The following is a 15,659-nucleotide window of genomic DNA, read 5'->3' as shown; positions in this document are numbered from 1 at the left end:
GCCACTCGATGGGGGGACGACGTCGTTTCAGAAGCGGAGACGACGTCGTTGTCGACGTCGCCACAGCTGTGGCCTAGGCCAGCTGATCACCGGCTGATCTGAGCGCCTGGTCCACATCCTGGTAGAGATCCTCGGCATCTTCGATGCCCACTGAGAGGCGGATCAGGCCCTCAGGCACGCTGGTGGGCTCGGTGAGGTGGCGCCGTCGCCGCTCCGCCAGGGACTCCACCCCGCCCAGGCTGGTGGCCGGAGTCCAGATCTGCAGCCGCTCCAGCACCGCATCGGCGATCTGCTGGCTGCCGGTGTCGAGGGTGATGATCGCTCCGAACCCGCTCAGCAAAGACTCAGCCCGCTCATGCTGCGGGTGGCTGGCCAGCCCCGGGTAACAGACAGAGCGCACCGGTACGGCGTCGTCGTGGATGGATTCCTCCAGCCGCTGCGCCAGCAGCTGGGCGTTGCGCTCTGCGGCGTCCAACCGGACCGCCAGAGTCCGGACACCGCGCAGGGCCAGGAACACCTCCATCGGCCCGGGAACCGTACCGTGAAAACTGCGATGATTGTGCAGCCCCTCATACATCTGGGTATCCGAGGTGATCGCCGCGCCCATCAGCACATCTGAATGTCCGGCAATAAATTTAGTGACCGAATGAAGCACGACGTCGGCCCCGTGCTCCAAGGGATTCTGCCGCAGGGGAGTGGCGAAGGTGTTGTCCACCGCAGTGGTCACCCCCAGCTGCTTCGCTCCGGCCAGCAGTGCGGGGATATCGGCGACCTCCAGCATCGGGTTGGTCGGCGACTCGATCCACAGCATCGCTTCGGTGCCAGCCGTCTCTGCCGCAGCAGCAGCCTCACCGACAGTGCCCAGCACCTGCTCAGTATCGGCAATATCGACACGATGAAGCCGCAGCAGGCCCTTATCCTCCATCTGCTGGGCCAGGGTGGAGAAACCCATATAGGCGTGGCTGGGAAGCACCAGATGAGCACCCAGGGGAAGCTGGTTGGCCACCGCGGAGATGGCCGCCATCCCGGAGGAGAACAGCAGTCCGTGGTCGCCGCCCTCCAACTCGGCCAGCAGCTGCTCCAGCGGGTCGAAGGTCGGGCTGCCCTCCCGTGCGTACTCCAGGGAGTTCTCCGCACTGGGCCGGTACATATAGGTGGAGGTGAAATCCACCGGGTGGTTCACCCCAGCATTGGGCTGATGGGGGCGGGCTGCTGAGACTACTCGGGTGCGCTGGTTCAGGGTCACAGTGACTACGTTAGCTCAGTCTCGGTCGCTGACGACTGGCCGCGGCCCCCAGAGAGTTCAGGGCTCACACCCTGGAGCGCTTCAGCCGGCGCAGCGCCTCATCGAGGGTGGAGCGTTCCTTGCAGAAGGCAAAGCGCACCAGCCGATCCAGGTCGGCTGAGGCCTCATTGCCCAGGGTCAGCGCCGAGACGGGAATCGCTGCGACCCCAACGTCGCGCGCCAAGTCGAGGCAGAACTCCGCAGCCGGGCGATCAGTGACCTCAGCGATGTCTGCCAGCACAAAGTAGCCGGCCTGGGGCGCGTAGGGGGTCAGGCCCGCGGCCGCCAGTCCCTCGGCGAGGTGGTCGCGGCCGGCCTGCAGCGCCGCCTGATTCTCGGCGAAGAATCCACGATCATCCTCCAACCCCTGCGCCACCGCCCACTGATAGGCCGGCCCAGAGGTGAAGCTCAGAAACTGTTTGACCCCGCGGACCTTATTGACCAGTTCTGCGCTTCCGGTGACCCACCCGACTTTCCACCCAGTCACCGAGAATGACTTGCCGGCCGAGCTGACGGCGACAGCGACGTCCTCCGCACCGTCAACCGCAAGAATCGGTGTGTGCTGCACACCGTCGAAGACCAGGTGCTCATAGACCTCATCACACATGATGACGACGTCGTGCTTACGCGCTGCCGCCACGATCTGGCCCAGCTCATCGGCGGTGAACACGGTGCCGGTGGGGTTGTGCGGAGTGTTCAGCAGGATCATGGAGGTCTTCTCCGAGATCATGCTCACCAACGTCGCGACGTCGGGCCGGAAGTCGGGTGCGCTCAGCGGCACGGTGCGCAGCCGCGCCCCGGCCAGGGCTGCTATGGAGCCGTAGGAGTCGTACCAGGGCTCAAAGCTGAGCACGTCACTGTCGGGCGCGGCGAAGGCCAGCATGGTCGCAGCGATTCCCTCGGTGGCCCCGGTGGTGGCCATCACCTGATGCTGCGGATCCAACCTGACTCCGAAGCGGCGCGCCTGGTGGGACGCGACGGCCTCGCGCAGCACCGGCAGCCCCAAGCCGGGCGGGTACTGATTGTTGGGGCCGTAGGTCGGGTCCGTGATGGACTCGGCAGCTGCGCGCAGCAACCACTGCGGGCCCTCGTCGTCGGGGAAGCCCTGCCCCAGGTTGATCGCCCCGGCGGCCATGGCGGCAGCGGTGGTGCGTTCGTAGATGGTGGGCAGGACCGCTGCGGCGGCTGTGTCGTAGGTGTTGGCGCCGGCGGCGGATCGGGCCCAGGGAGAAGTCAGCATGGGGGACAGTCTAGTGGCGAGCGGCCAGAGTCACTTGTGCCCTACGCGTCGGTGCGCCAGACCTGTGGATGCTCGCAACCCTGTCGCCGACTGACGGCGCAGAGGGGTCAGACCATGGGAACATGGCCTTCATGTGCCAAGACCAGCCCCACGTGAGCCAGACCGTCAGCCAAGCCGGGGAAGAGGCGGTGCTGGCCGCCATCCGCGAGGTGATCGACCCGCACAACGCCACCCGGACGGGCCTTGAGCTGGGCTTGGGCGACGACGCCGCTGTGGTCCGCTTCGGACACGGGCAGGTGGCGATGACCACCGATACGATGGCCGAGGGCCAGGACTTTCGGCGCCGGTGGTGGGCGCAGGCACGCGACTGGGCCACAGATGTGGGCACCAAGGCCGCAGCCCAGAACCTCTCGGACATCAACGCGATGGGTGCCACCACCACAGCGCTGCTGATCAGCCTCACCCTGCCGCCGGACACCCCGCTGGAGTGGGTGCAGGACTTCTACCGCGGGGTGATCCGCGCCTGCCAGGCACCCGGGGCCCAAGACTGCCTGATCGCCGGTGGAGACCTCGCCTCCGGTGAGACCATCTCAGTGACCATCACTGCTCTGGGGGAGGCTCCCGACGGCGGCAGTCCGCTCACCCGTGCTGGTGCCAATGCCGGCGACGTGCTGGCCGTGTGCGGGCCGCTGGGTTACGCAGCGGCAGGTCTTGCTCTGCTGGAGGGCGGCCATGCTCAGCAGGAGGGAGGCTCGCATCGGCAGCTCATCCACCAGTGCCTGCTGGCCCAGCAGCGGCCAACACCACCGCTGACCGCCGGTGCGGCCGCACGCAGCGCCGGGGCCAGCGCCGGCATGGATCTAAGCGACGGGCTGCTGCGAGATGCCACGCGGCTGGCCGAGGCCTCCGCCGTCAGCATCAGGCTGGATGACGCCGCGCTCGCCGCAGAGGCCGAGCAGCTGACTGCCGTGGCTGCGGCGCTGGGGGCCAGTCCTGCAGACGCGTTGGAATGGGTGCTGACTGGGGGAGAGGACTACAGCCTGCTGGCCACCTTCAGCGCCGACGCGAAACTGCCCACCGGTTTCCGGGCGATCGGCACCGTGGTGGATGACACCGCGCTGGATGACGACACCGTGCAGACGGATAAGCCGCGCAACCGCTCACATGCGGTGCTCACCGATCACACAGTCTCCGGCGCAGGGTGGGACTCTGTGGCACCCATTCACTGACCATTGTCCTTCAGGCCGTGGTCGGCGTCGGGATTCTTCCGGACCATCTCGGTGAGCTGCTGGGCCGCGGCCGCCACGACGGGGGCGAACTTCCTGCCCGGTTGGCGGGAGAGCCGCTCAATCGGCCCGGAGATGGAGACGGCGGCGAGCACCCGGCCCGAGGGGCTGCGCACCGGTGCCGAGACCGAGGCGACGCCTGCTTCGCGCTCGCCGAGGGACTCGCCCCAGCCGCGCCGGCGCACCCCGGCCAGCACCGTGGGAGAGAAGCGGGCGCCGCTGAGCCCATCGACTAGGCGATCGTGGTCCTCCCAGGCCAGCAGCACCTGAGCCGCTGAGCCGGCCTTCATGGAGAGCTGGGTGCCCACCGGGATCGAATCGCGCAGTCCGATGGGCCGCTCGGCGGAGGCCACGCACACTCGAGCATCGCCCTGGCGGCGAAACAGCTGGGAGGACTCACCGGTGGCATCGCGCAGCTTCAGCAGGATCGGCCCGGCGGCAGAGACCAGCCGGTCATCCCCGGCGGCCGAGGCCAGCTCACCCAGCCGGGGGCCGATCACATACCGGCCGCGAACATCGCGGGCCAGGAACCGGTGGTGGACCAGTCCGCTGGCCAATCGGTGCACTGTCGGCCGGGCCAGGCCCGTGGACTCCACCAGCTGCGCCAAGGTGGCCGGTCCCGCTTCCAAAGCGTCCATAATCGTCACGGATTTGTCGATCACACCGATTCCGGAGGGGGAGTGCATCGGCTGCGGCAGATCCAGAGCAGTGGTCGGCGGGTCAGAGGTGCGTTCAGCCATGACCCTCATTATATGGGAATCATCTCAAATAATGAGACCCGGGGTCAGACTCTTCATCTTGCTCAGGTTCAGTGGTTCCCTAGATACACAGGCCCACTCGGCCGGCGCGGCCGCCACGTTCATCACCCTGCAACTATCGCGGCGGCGCATTCACACACTGGAGGACCCCATGGCAGAGAACTCGGCAGAGATGCCGCTGACGCTGGCAGAGAAAGTTTGGCGCGACCACGTGGTGGTCCGTGGTGAGGAGAAGGACGGGCAGCGCTCCCCGGATCTGCTCTACATTGATCTTCACCTGGTCCACGAGGTGACCTCCCCGCAGGCGTTCGAGGGCCTGCGTCTGGCCAACCGTCCGGTGCGCCGGCCCGATCTGACCATCGCCACCGAGGACCACAACACCCCCACTCTGGAGATCGATAAGCCGATCGCCGATCCCACCAGCCGCAAGCAGGTGGATACGCTGCGGGCCAACTGTGAGGAGTTCGGCGTGCGGCTGCACTCGTTGGGGGACGCCAACCAGGGGATCGTCCACGTCGTCGGGCCCCAGCTGGGGCTGACCCAGCCCGGCATGACTGTGGTCTGCGGCGACTCCCACACCTCCACCCACGGGGCGTTCGGCTCGCTGGCGATGGGCATCGGCACCTCCGACGTGGAGCACGTGCTGGCCACCCAAACGCTGTCGCTGAGCCCGTTTAAGACGATGGCGATCACCGTGAACGGAAGCCTGAAGCCCGGTGTGAGCTCCAAAGACATCATTCTGGCGGTCATCGCTAAGATCGGCACCGGCGGCGGCCAGGGCTACGTGCTGGAGTACCGCGGCTCTGCCATCGAAGAGCTCTCCATGGAGGCTCGGATGACCATCTGCAACATGAGCATCGAAGCAGGCGCCCGGGCCGGCATGGTCGCCCCCGATCAGACCACCTTCGACTACGTGGCGGGCCGGCCCCACGCCCCCACCGGCGAGGATTGGGACGCCGCGGTGGAATACTGGTCCAGCCTGGCCACCGATGAGGATGCCCAGTTCGACGCCGACGTGGTGCTCAACGCCGATGAGCTGGAGCCCTTCGTCACCTGGGGCACCAACCCCGGCCAAGGCGTGAGCCTCAGCGAGTCCATCCCTGACCCAGCAGGCTTCCACGATCCGGTGGATCGGGAATCGGCCGAACGGGCCTTGCAGTACATGGACCTGGCCCCCGGCACCGCAATGAAGGACATCCGGGTCGACACGGTGTTCTTAGGCTCCTGCACCAACGCCCGGCTGGAGGACCTGCGCGCTGCCGCCGAGATCATCAAGGGCCGGCAGAAGGACCCAGATGTCTCCATGATCGTGGTGCCCGGCTCCGCCCGTGTGCGGCTGGACGCCGAGGCCGAAGGGATCGACCAGGTGTTCAAGGACTTCGGGGCGGAGTGGCGCTTTGCCGGCTGCTCGATGTGCTTGGGCATGAACCCCGACCAGCTGGCCGAGGGGGAGCGGTGCGCCTCCACCTCCAACCGCAACTTCGAGGGCCGGCAGGGCAAGGGCGGACGCACCCACCTGGTCTCGCCAGTGGTGGCCGCTGCCACCGCCATCCGCGGCACCCTCTCAGCCCCCTCCGACGTCACCGCCGACGCTCCGGTGCCAGCCTGAGAACTGTGCCCGCCTGAGAACCTGCGCCGGTCCGGCCGGTCAGCCGCTGACCCGCTGCTCAAAGTTTTAGGAGAACTATGGAACCGATCACCACCCACACCGGCGTCGGGGTGCCGCTGAAGCAGTCCAATGTGGACACCGACCAGATCATCCCCGCCGTGTTCCTCAAGCGCATCACCAAAACCGGGTTCGACGACGCCCTCTTCCACGCCTGGCGGAAGAAGGACGACTTCGTGCTGAACCAGGAGCCCTACCGCCACGGCACCGTGCTGGTGGCCGGGCCCGACTTCGGCACCGGCTCATCGCGGGAGCACGCCGTCTGGGCGCTGAAGGACTACGGGTTCCGGGTGGTCGTCTCATCCCGGTTCGCCGACATCTTCTACAGCAACGCGGCCAAACAGGGTCTGGTGGCTGCCAAGGTCGCCCAGCCCGACGTCGAGCTGATCTTCAAGGAGCTGGAGAAGGAGCCCGGCACCGAAGTCACCGTGAACCTGGAGTCCCGCACTGTGCGCTGCGGCTCGGTGGAGGCCACCTTCGAGATGGACAACTACACCCGGTGGCGGCTGATGGAGGGCCTGGACGACATCTCCCTGACCCTGCGCCAGGAAGCGGCGATCACCACCTACGAAACCACCCGCGGGGCCTTCAAACCCACCACCCTGCCGGCGAAGGTGTGACCCGGACCGCATCAGGCTGATCGGGTACAGTAGCAGGGCATAATTCGCAGACCCTACGACGCTGACCCTACGAAAGGGACCACCGACCTCTATGGCCAAGCTGCTCACAATCCAAGGCGGAAAGCCGCTGCAGGGCGAAGTCCACGTGCGAGGCGCCAAAAACCTGGTGCCCAAGGCGATGGTCGCCTCCCTGCTGGGCAGCGCTCCCTCTGAGATGCGCAACGTCCCAGAGATCAAAGACGTGGAGATCGTCACCAACCTGCTGACCATCCACGGGGTCAAGGTGGAGCGGGATGCCGAAGCTGGCATCATGCAGCTGGACCCCCGCGAGACCTATTCCGCAGAGCACTCCGAGATTGACGCCTACGCCGGCGACTCCCGGATCCCGATCCTGTTCTGCGGTCCGCTGATGCACAAGAACGGCGAAGCCTTCATCCCCGACCTCGGCGGCTGCCGCATCGGCGACCGACCCATCAACTACCACCTGGAAGTGCTGCGGACCTTCGGCGCCGTGGTGGACAAACAGGTCTCGGGCATCCACATCTCCGCGCCCAAGGGTCTGCGCGGGGCCAAGCTGGAGCTGCCCTTCCCCTCAGTGGGCGCCACGGAGCAGGTGCTGCTGACCGCTGTGCTGGCCGAGGGCATCACCGAGCTGAAGAACGCCGCCGTCGAGCCGGAGATCCATGACCTGATCGCCATCCTGCAGCAGATGGGCGCGCTGATCACCGTCTACACCGACCGCACCATCCGCATCGAAGGTGTCAGCCAGCTCTCCGGGTACCGGCACCGGGCCATCCCCGACCGCAACGAGACCGCCTCCTGGGCCTCGGCCGCACTGGTCACCGAGGGCGACATCTACGTCCGCGGGGCAGCCCAACGAGACCTCACCGCGTTTCTGAACATCTACCGGAAGATCGGCGGAGAGTTCGAAGTCGACGACGACGGCATGCGCTTCTGGCACGACTCCAAACCCCTGCAGCCGCTGGTGCTGGAGACTGATGTGCACCCCGGCTTCATGACCGACTGGCAGCAGCCCATGGTGGTCGCCCTGACCCAGGCTCAGGGCGTGTCGATCATCCACGAGACCGTGTATGAGAACCGGTTCGGCTTCACCCAAGCGCTGCAGCGCATGGGGGCCTCCATCCAGCTGCACCGGGAATGTCTCGGCTCCACCCCCTGCCGGTTCGGCCAGCGCAACTTCCTGCACTCAGCCGTCATCTCCGGGCCCAGCGAGCTGACCGGCAGCGATATTGACATCCCTGATCTGCGCGGCGGGTTCTCCCACCTGATCGCTGCCCTGGCAGCCAAGGGAACCTCCAATGTGACCGGCATCGAGATCATCGCACGCGGCTATGAGCACTTCATCGACAAGATCACCGGCCTCGGCGCAGACATCGAACTCACCGAACGCTGAAGCCCCTCGTCACTGACTCGGGCCGATAAGCTGATGCTCATGACCTCCGACACAGGATCGCGCCGCCGAGAACCGGTCCCGCCGTCCAGGAAAGGCTCCCGGAAGGCGGGTGCCCGCAGACTGGGACAGCGCAGACTCGGACAGCGCAAGACCCACACCCCCTTCGCGTTCCGCATCCTCGCCGGGATAGTGCGCCCGGCGATGAACGTGCTGATGAGCAAGGAGTGGCGCGGTCTGGAGAAGCTGCCCGACACCGGATTCATCGTCGTCACCAACCACATCAGCGAAATCGACCCGCTGGCCGTGGGCCACCCGATCTACCGGGCCGGCAACACGCTGCACTTTCTGGCCAAGGACTCCCTGTTCCGGGTCCCAGTCTTGGGACTGGCGCTGCGCCGGACGAACCAGATACCGGTCAACCGCGGCGACCGCGCCGAAGTCGGCAGATCCCTGGAAGTAGCCGCCACCGTCCTCGACGACGGCGGCGCCATCGTCATCTACCCCGAAGGGACCCTCAGCCGCGACCCGGACTACTGGCCTATGCGCGCCAAAACCGGGGCCGCCCGGCTGGCCCTGACCACCGGCGCACCGGTCATCCCGGTCACCCACTGGGGAGTCCAGGACTTCCTGCCGCCCTACGGCAAGCGCCCCAAGCTGCTGCCGCGGCAGAAGTACACGCTGCAGGTGGGCGAGGAGGTGGACCTCGATGATCTGCGCTCCCAACCGATGAGCCGCACGGTGCTGGCCCAGGCCACCCAGCGGATCGAAGCAGCCCTCACCGACGGGGTGGCCCAGCTGCGCGGCCAGACCCCGCCGGCGCAGATCTGGGACCGAGCGGCCAAACAGCGGGTGCCGCGCAGCGAATCCGGCGAGGCCGCGGCAGAGGAGCCCGCATGAGCCGGGTCGCCGTCCTGGGTGCCGGCTCCTGGGGCACCACCTTTGCCAAGATCCTCGCCGACGCCGGCGGATCTCAGGTGGTGCTCTGGGCGCGCCGGGCAGAGCTCGCCGAAGAGATCAGCACCTCCCACACCAACACCTCATACCTGGGTCAGATCCGCCTGGCGCAGACCATCACCGCCACCACCAGCATCGCCGAAGCGGTCAGCGGATCCGACGTCGTCGTGCTGGCCGTGCCCGCCCAGAGCCTGCGCAGCCACCTGGCCGAGGTCAGAGCCTCGCTGAGCGAGGATGCCATCGTCGTCTCGCTGATCAAAGGACTGGAGCGCGGCACCAACCACCGGATGAGCGAGGTCATCGCCGCCGAGCTCGACCTTCACCCACGGCAGATCGCGGTGGTCTCGGGGCCGAATCTGGCCATGGAGATCGCCCGCGAAGAGCCCACAGCCTCCGTGGTGGCCTGCCAGGACCACGAGGTCGCGGAGCGGGTCGCCGCGCTGTGCTCCAGCCCCTACTTCCGGCCCTACACCAACACTGATGTGGCCGGGGTGGAGATCGCCGGCATCGTCAAAAACGTGATCGCCCTGGCGGTGGGCATCTGCGACGGCCAACAGTTGGGGGACAACTCCAAGGCCTCAGTGATCACCCGCGGCCTGGCCGAAACCACCCGGCTGGCGGCAGTGCTGGGCGGGAAGTTGGAGACCCTGTCCGGCTTGGCCGGACTCGGCGACTTGGTCGCCACCTGCGCCTCACCGCTGTCCCGCAACCGCTCCGCCGGGCGGCTGCTGGGCGAGGGGCTGACACCGGAGGAGGTCACCGCACAGTTGACCCAGACCGCAGAGGGTATGAAGTCCGGATCCGCGGTGCTGGCCCTGGGCCGCAGCCTGGGCGTGGAGATGCCGATCACCGAAGCCGTCTGCGCCGTGCTGGACGGAACCCTGGACGTGGAGAACATCGCCTCGCTGCTGCTCGCTCGCAACCTGAAAGCAGAAGGAACCTGACCTATGGCAGATGACACCGGCGCCGCTGCATCCGGCGCCCACGAAGCCACCGCCAAGCCGCGGGTCGCGGTGCTCTATGGGGGGCAGTCCTCGGAGCATTCGGTCAGCTGTGTGACTGCTGCCGGTGTGCTGCGGGCCATCGACACGGACCGGTTTGATGTGGTGGAGGTGGGCATCACCCGCAGCGGTCAGTGGACTTCGCCGGTGGTGGACCCGCGGACCCATGCCTTCGGCTCCGATGAACTGCCGCAGGTGCTGCCCTCGGAGTCGACGGTGCAGCTGTTCACCGATGCACAGGGCTCCGCCGCCCGGGGTGCGGAGCTGATCCGGCTGGGTCCCGATGGTGCGGCGTCGTCGTTGGGTGGGATTGATGTGGTGCTGCCGCTGCTGCACGGTCCCTTCGGTGAGGACGGCACGCTGCAGGGGCTGCTGGAGCTGCTGGGTGTGCCCTATGTGGGCGCCGGGATGCTGGCCTCGGCGGTGGGGATGGATAAGCACTTCATGAAGCTCGCCTTCGACGCGGCCGGGCTTCAGGTGGGTCGGTGGGAGACCATCACCGCCCGGCAGTGGGTCGCTGATCCCGACGCTGCTGTCCACCGGGTGCAGGGCCTGGAGCTGCCGGTGTTCGTCAAACCGGCCCGGGCCGGATCCTCGGTGGGGATCACCCGGGTCGATGATTGGGCGCAGCTGGATGCCGCGCTGGCCGCCGCCCGGGAGCATGATCCCAAAGTGGTGGTGGAGGAAGGCATCGATGGCCGCGAGATCGAGTGCGGGGTGCTGGGAAGCCCCGGCGACGCCGCAGCCCGGGCCTCACTGCTGGGCGAAATCGTGGTGGACCATCAGGCGGACCCCGCAGCGTTCTACGACTTTGCGGCCAAGTACCAGGACGAGGCCGCCGCCGACCTGCGCTGCCCCGCCGAACTGCCGGCCGAGGTCACCGAGGAGATTCGCCGCCAAGCCGTGGTGGCCTTCGACTCCATCGACGGTGAGGGCCTCTGCCGGGCCGACTTCTTCTACACCGCTGACGGAAAGATCCTCATCAATGAGGTCAACACCATGCCCGGGTTCACCCCGATCAGCATGTACCCCCAGGTGTGGAAGGCCGCCGGGATGAGCTTCAGCGAACTGATCACAGAACTCATCGACCTAGCCCTCGAACGACCCATCGGCCTTCGGTAGACTGGTGTCATGATGTCCTCCACAGACAATCCGTTCCGGATGCACACTGCTGACCCTGCCGCTTCGCCCGGAGGCTCCGCCACCATCGAGCGGGAGCACCAGGAGCAGCTGGCCGAGCCCGGTGACCATGAGCGCTTCTCCCACTACGTCAAACGCGATCGGATCATGGAGTCCGCCCTGGAGGGTGACGCCGTCGTCGCGCTCTGCGGCAAAGTCTGGGTCCCCTCCCGCGACCCGAAGAAGTTCCCCGTCTGCCCGGAGTGCCAGGAGATCTACGAGGAGATGAGCGGCGGAGGCGACGAGGGTTCCGGCAAGTCCGGCGGCCGCGGCTTCTTCGGCTTCGGCAAGAACTGAGAGTGACCGAACCCACTCTCTTCGACGTCGGCACCGACGTCGGCTCACAGCTCCCGCCCGCCTACCCGCACCGGGCCCCCCGCGGCACCGCGTCCACCCTGCGCCAATGGCAGCAGGAAGCCCTGGACCGCTACATCGAGCGCCGCCCGCGCGATTTCCTCACCGTGGCCACCCCGGGCGCGGGCAAGACCACCTTCGCGCTGCGGGTGGCCAAGCTGCTGGTGGAGTCCGGGGAGGTCAACCGGCTCTACGTGGTCGCCCCCACCGACCACCTGAAGCGCCAGTGGGCCGACGCCGCCGCGCGGGTGGGACTCTCCATCGACCCCAACTTCAAGAACTCCGACGGTCGCCACGGCACCCAGTTCATGGGGGTCGCGGTCACATACTCCCAGGTGGCGAATAAGCCAGCTCTGCACCGCAACAAGACTGAGGCGGGACGCACCCTGGTGATCTTTGACGAGATCCACCACGCCGGTGACGCGCTGAGCTGGGGCGAGGGGGTGCGCGAGGCGTTTGAGCCGGCCGCCCGCCGCCTGGCGCTGACCGGCACGCCCTTCCGCTCAGACACCTCGCCCATCCCGTTCGTGACCTACCAGGAGGACCCCGACGGGGTACGCCGCTCCAAGGCCGACTACTCCTACTCCTACGGCCCGGCACTGATCGATCAGGTGGTCCGGCCGGTGGTGTTCATGGCGTACTCGGGCACCATGCGCTGGCGCACCGCCTCCGGCGAGGAGATGGAATCCACGCTCGGCGCCGCAGCCACCAAAGACATCACCTCCCACGCCTGGCGCACCGCGCTGAACCCCGAGGGCGAATGGATCCCGGCGGTGCTGCGGGCCGCCCACCAGCGGCTGCTGAAGGTCCGGGACAAAATCGACGACGCCGGCGGGCTGGTCATCGCCACCGACCACGAAGCCGCACGCGCCTACGCCGCCCAGCTGGACGCGATCACCGGTCAGCGCACCACCGTGGTGCTCTCCGATGACAAATCCGCCTCCCGACGGATCGAAGAGTTCAGCGATGACGGCTCCAGGTACTGGATGGTCGCGGTGCGCATGGTTTCTGAGGGCGTGGACATACCTCGCCTGTGCGTCGGCGTCTACGCCACCTCCACCTCCACGCCGCTGTTCTTCGCCCAGGCGGTCGGCCGCTTCGTCCGGATGCGGAAGAAGGCCGAGGTCGCCAGCGTCTTCCTGCCCTCGGTGCCGGTGCTCACCGAGCTCGCCAACGAGCTGGAGGCCGAACGCGACCACGCCCTGCAGGTCCCCGAAACAGCCCAGAACGACGACGACGTCGCCGAGGAGGATCTGCTCGACGAGGCCCAGCAGGAGGACCGGGCCTCTGAGGAGCTCACCAAGGGCGAGTTCGCCGCCCTGGGCTCGCAGGCATCCTTCGACAAGGTGCTCTTCGACGGCGACGAGTTCGGCCTCGGCGGCGATATCGGCTCCGAGGATGAAATGGGATTCCTGGCCATCCCCGGGCTGCTGGAGCCCGAGCAGGTCTCGGAGCTGCTGCGCAAGCAGCAGGCCGAACAGCTCAGACGCCGCCCCGCTGAGTCCCGCAGCCGGCCCGACGTCGTCGATCATCGGGCGCTGAAGGCCACGCGCAGCAAACTGAACAAGTCCGTCTCCGCCTACGCCGCGAAGACCGGGATGCACCAGGGCAGCATCCACACCAAGCTGCGCACCGCCTGCGGCGGCCCTCCCGTGCCCCAGGCGACGCAGTCCGAGCTGGAGACCCGGCTGAAGCAGCTGCAACTCTGGTTCCTCGGCAAAAAGTAGCCGCCCTGCCCCACCTGCTCACCGGCCCCGTCCCGCCCGTCCCTCCCACCTCCCGGTCGATGTTGCGTTTCATCGGCCCAACCTGCCTTCTGCGCAACAGCAGCTGGGACGTGGGGGAGTCGACACGGGATCACCCGGTCAATGTTGCGTCCTGGGCGATGAAATGCGCACCGGGCACTTCCTGAGGCGGGGTTATCCACAGATTGGCAGGGGGTGGTTCCGCTGGGTCAGGGCCAGTGTGAAGCTGAGAGCATGACGCTGACCCTTATCCACCACCGCAGAAGCTCATGGGTGCGGAGCACGCTGATGCGTGCGGTGAACCGTGGTGAACTGCTGCGGATACGTCCGGGCGTCTTTGTCGAGACGTGGCAATGGCTGACTGCCAAACCCTGGACCCGGCATGCCGCTCTGGCTGCGGCCGTGGGACTCCAGCAGCCCACCGCCATCTTCTGCAGAGAGACGGCATTGACGATCTACGGTGTGCCACAACTCAGCGTTCCTGCTGCTGTTCACGTCCGTGCTGTCTCCACCTCAGGGTGTGGTGCGTCTGCGGCTCCGCCCGTGACAGGCAGCTCCTCGGATTCGCTGATTGCTCAGGTCAAGGCTGAGGCGGAACGCAGAGAGGATGCCTACGTCTCAGCCTTCAAGCCACTTCCATTGCGACGCTGCCTGCCACCGGTTCCTCTGCAATCCACCGCACCTGAGTCGCGAAAGCTGTACTGGTCTTCAGAGACTGGGCCAGGCGGGATCCGCGTTCCCGTGCCGGAGGTGCGCTTGGAGGACGGGACTGCTGCCGAGGTGATGACGGAGCCGCTTCCCTTTGCACTGATGGACACGCTCCCACGGTTGAGTCGGCAGAGGGCCATTGTGGCACTGGACGCAGCAATGGCTGGTCGCTATGGATACGGCAGGCGTGTCACCCGAGATGACTTGGAGACCGTGAGTGAATGGCTGTGGAGCCGCAGGGCGGTCAGGGCATGGGATTGGGCTGCCACCTTTGCCGACCCGCTCAGTGAGTCACCGGGTGAGTCCCGTTCCCGAGTCCTGATCCACCAGTTGGGCTTCGCGGCCCCGAAGCTGCAAACACCGATACGGCTGCCCGATGGCAGCACGGCCCGGCTCGACTTCGACTGGGAAGCCGACCGCGTGGCCGGCGAATTTGATGGGCGGATCAAGTTTGACCAGGCAGCGGGCCTCTCCGGCACGACCGAATCCGGCGTCTACTGGAACCAGATTCAGCGAGAGGAGAAGGTCCGAGACACCGGACGGAGCATCGCGCGCTGGAACTGGGGCGACCTGGCCGAGCCGCGGAGGCTGGAGCTGAAGCTTCTGCGCGAGGGGGTTTCGCGGCGCTGAAACAACGACCGGGAGCCGAGGGGCAGGACTTCAGAAATCCCGGAGGATGTTGCGTGTACGCTCTGTACCGCACGCGGGACGCAACATTCGCCGGGATTTTAGGTTTCGTCGCGGGTGAGGAGCTCGACGTCGGCCTCGCGCAGCTCCTGGTAGGTCTCAGTGACCTTCTCCTGGCTGACACCGGCGGTCAGGTCGGTGATCACCCGGACTGCGTAGTCGTTCTCCGCGGCGTCCAGGGCCGTGGCGCGCACACACTGGTCGGTGGCGAGCCCCACGATGGTGACCGTGTCGACGTCGTGCTCCTGCAGCCAGGAGTTCAGATCCGGGGCATCGGAGGCGATCACATCTTCGGGTTCGACTTTGATGCCCTTCTCGCCCTCGAGGATGCCGACGCGCTCCGGATCACCCTGCCGCCCCTCGAAGCCGGAGTAGCCGTCGTCGTAGAGGCCCTTGAGGAAGCGGGCCTCCAGATAGTCGGTGTCCAAGTTGTCGTGGAGCTCGGCACCCGGCGTGCCGGCGGCGCAGTGCACCGGCCAGGACTTCACGAAGTCCGGAGCATCCGAGAAGTGCTCGCCCGGGTCGATGTGCCAGTCCTGAGTGGCGACGATGGTCGAGTACTCGCCGTGGCGGTCCTCGAGGAACTCGGAGAGGTCCGCAGCGATCTGTGCACCGCCGGTGACCGCCAGCGCCCCACCTTCGCAGAAGTCGTTCTGGACATCGACGATGATCAGTGCCTCAGCCATGTCAGCCTCCTAGGTGCTGTTCTCCCGTTGGGTCAGTGCCGCTGGCCCCTACGCTACTACCCTGGGCACCGCACCC

At 67.0% G+C, this 15,659-nt stretch carries 14 protein-coding genes; 10 read left to right on the top strand and 4 right to left on the bottom strand.

Features of this window, described 5'->3' with window-relative positions:
- Positions 1-73 precede the first annotated feature (73 nt).
- Positions 74-1,246 carry a trans-sulfuration enzyme family protein gene (locus FHX47_RS04620; protein ID WP_343064300.1) on the bottom strand — a complete coding sequence of 391 codons (1,173 nt, stop codon included), beginning with the start codon at positions 1,244-1,246 and terminating at the stop codon, positions 74-76.
- Between the two features lie 64 nt (positions 1,247-1,310).
- Positions 1,311-2,525: an aminotransferase class I/II-fold pyridoxal phosphate-dependent enzyme gene (locus FHX47_RS04615; RefSeq protein WP_183357653.1), complete on the bottom strand. Its 1,215-nt coding sequence runs from the start codon at positions 2,523-2,525 to the stop codon at positions 1,311-1,313.
- 152 nt (positions 2,526-2,677) lie between these two features.
- On the opposite strand from FHX47_RS04615, the gene thiL reads away from it, so the two are divergent.
- Positions 2,678-3,754, top strand: a complete 1,077-nt coding sequence (thiL, locus tag FHX47_RS04610; RefSeq protein WP_183357652.1) for a thiamine-phosphate kinase — start codon at positions 2,678-2,680, stop codon at positions 3,752-3,754.
- Here thiL and FHX47_RS04605 read toward each other — a convergent pair.
- Positions 3,748-4,497, bottom strand: a complete 750-nt coding sequence (locus FHX47_RS04605; RefSeq protein ID WP_183357875.1) for an IclR family transcriptional regulator — start codon at positions 4,495-4,497, stop codon at positions 3,748-3,750. The two genes, thiL and FHX47_RS04605, sit on opposite strands and share 7 nt — an antisense overlap.
- Before the next feature lie 244 nt (positions 4,498-4,741).
- Between FHX47_RS04605 and leuC the strand changes: the two genes are divergently transcribed.
- The 9 genes from leuC (at position 4,742) to FHX47_RS04560 (ending at position 14,840) form a co-directional block, all read left to right on the top strand.
- Entirely contained in the window at positions 4,742-6,178 is a 1,437-nt protein-coding gene (leuC, locus tag FHX47_RS04600) for a 3-isopropylmalate dehydratase large subunit (RefSeq protein ID WP_183357874.1), read from the top strand.
- 77 nt (positions 6,179-6,255) lie between these two features.
- Positions 6,256-6,855, top strand: coding sequence for a 3-isopropylmalate dehydratase small subunit (gene leuD, locus FHX47_RS04595; protein ID WP_183357651.1), 600 nt, complete (start codon positions 6,256-6,258; stop codon positions 6,853-6,855).
- A 91-nt stretch (positions 6,856-6,946) separates the two neighbouring features.
- Positions 6,947-8,269 (top strand): UDP-N-acetylglucosamine 1-carboxyvinyltransferase, encoded by a 1,323-nt coding sequence (murA, locus tag FHX47_RS04590; RefSeq protein ID WP_183357650.1) that lies wholly within the window; start codon positions 6,947-6,949, stop codon positions 8,267-8,269.
- Between the two features lie 39 nt (positions 8,270-8,308).
- Entirely contained in the window at positions 8,309-9,166 is an 858-nt protein-coding gene (locus tag FHX47_RS04585) for a lysophospholipid acyltransferase family protein (protein WP_183357649.1), read from the top strand.
- Positions 9,163-10,167 (top strand): NAD(P)H-dependent glycerol-3-phosphate dehydrogenase, encoded by a 1,005-nt coding sequence (locus FHX47_RS04580; protein WP_183357648.1) that lies wholly within the window; start codon positions 9,163-9,165, stop codon positions 10,165-10,167. The genes FHX47_RS04585 and FHX47_RS04580 overlap by 4 nt, the downstream gene beginning before the upstream one ends.
- Before the next feature lie 3 nt (positions 10,168-10,170).
- Positions 10,171-11,346, top strand: coding sequence for a D-alanine--D-alanine ligase family protein (locus tag FHX47_RS04575; RefSeq protein WP_183357647.1), 1,176 nt, complete (start codon positions 10,171-10,173; stop codon positions 11,344-11,346).
- A gap of 12 nt (positions 11,347-11,358) precedes the next feature.
- Positions 11,359-11,700, top strand: a complete 342-nt coding sequence (locus FHX47_RS04570) for a DUF3039 domain-containing protein (RefSeq protein ID WP_183357873.1) — start codon at positions 11,359-11,361, stop codon at positions 11,698-11,700.
- Between the two features lie 2 nt (positions 11,701-11,702).
- Positions 11,703-13,484: a DEAD/DEAH box helicase family protein gene (locus FHX47_RS04565; protein WP_183357646.1), complete on the top strand. Its 1,782-nt coding sequence runs from the start codon at positions 11,703-11,705 to the stop codon at positions 13,482-13,484.
- Between the two features lie 774 nt (positions 13,485-14,258).
- Positions 14,259-14,840: a hypothetical protein gene (locus FHX47_RS04560; protein WP_183357645.1), complete on the top strand. Its 582-nt coding sequence runs from the start codon at positions 14,259-14,261 to the stop codon at positions 14,838-14,840.
- Positions 14,841-14,938: 98 nt separating this feature from the next.
- Here FHX47_RS04560 and FHX47_RS04555 read toward each other — a convergent pair whose 3' ends face one another.
- Positions 14,939-15,583, bottom strand: a complete 645-nt coding sequence (locus FHX47_RS04555) for an isochorismatase family protein (protein ID WP_183357644.1) — start codon at positions 15,581-15,583, stop codon at positions 14,939-14,941.
- Between the last annotated feature and the right edge of the window lie 76 nt (positions 15,584-15,659).

Source organism: Garicola koreensis, assembly GCF_014195445.1.
Taxonomy (GTDB): Bacteria; Actinomycetota; Actinomycetes; order Actinomycetales; family Micrococcaceae; genus Nesterenkonia; species Nesterenkonia koreensis.
The sequence above is the reverse complement of the archived record's forward strand: the minus strand, read 5'-3'. Positions and strand labels throughout refer to the sequence as shown.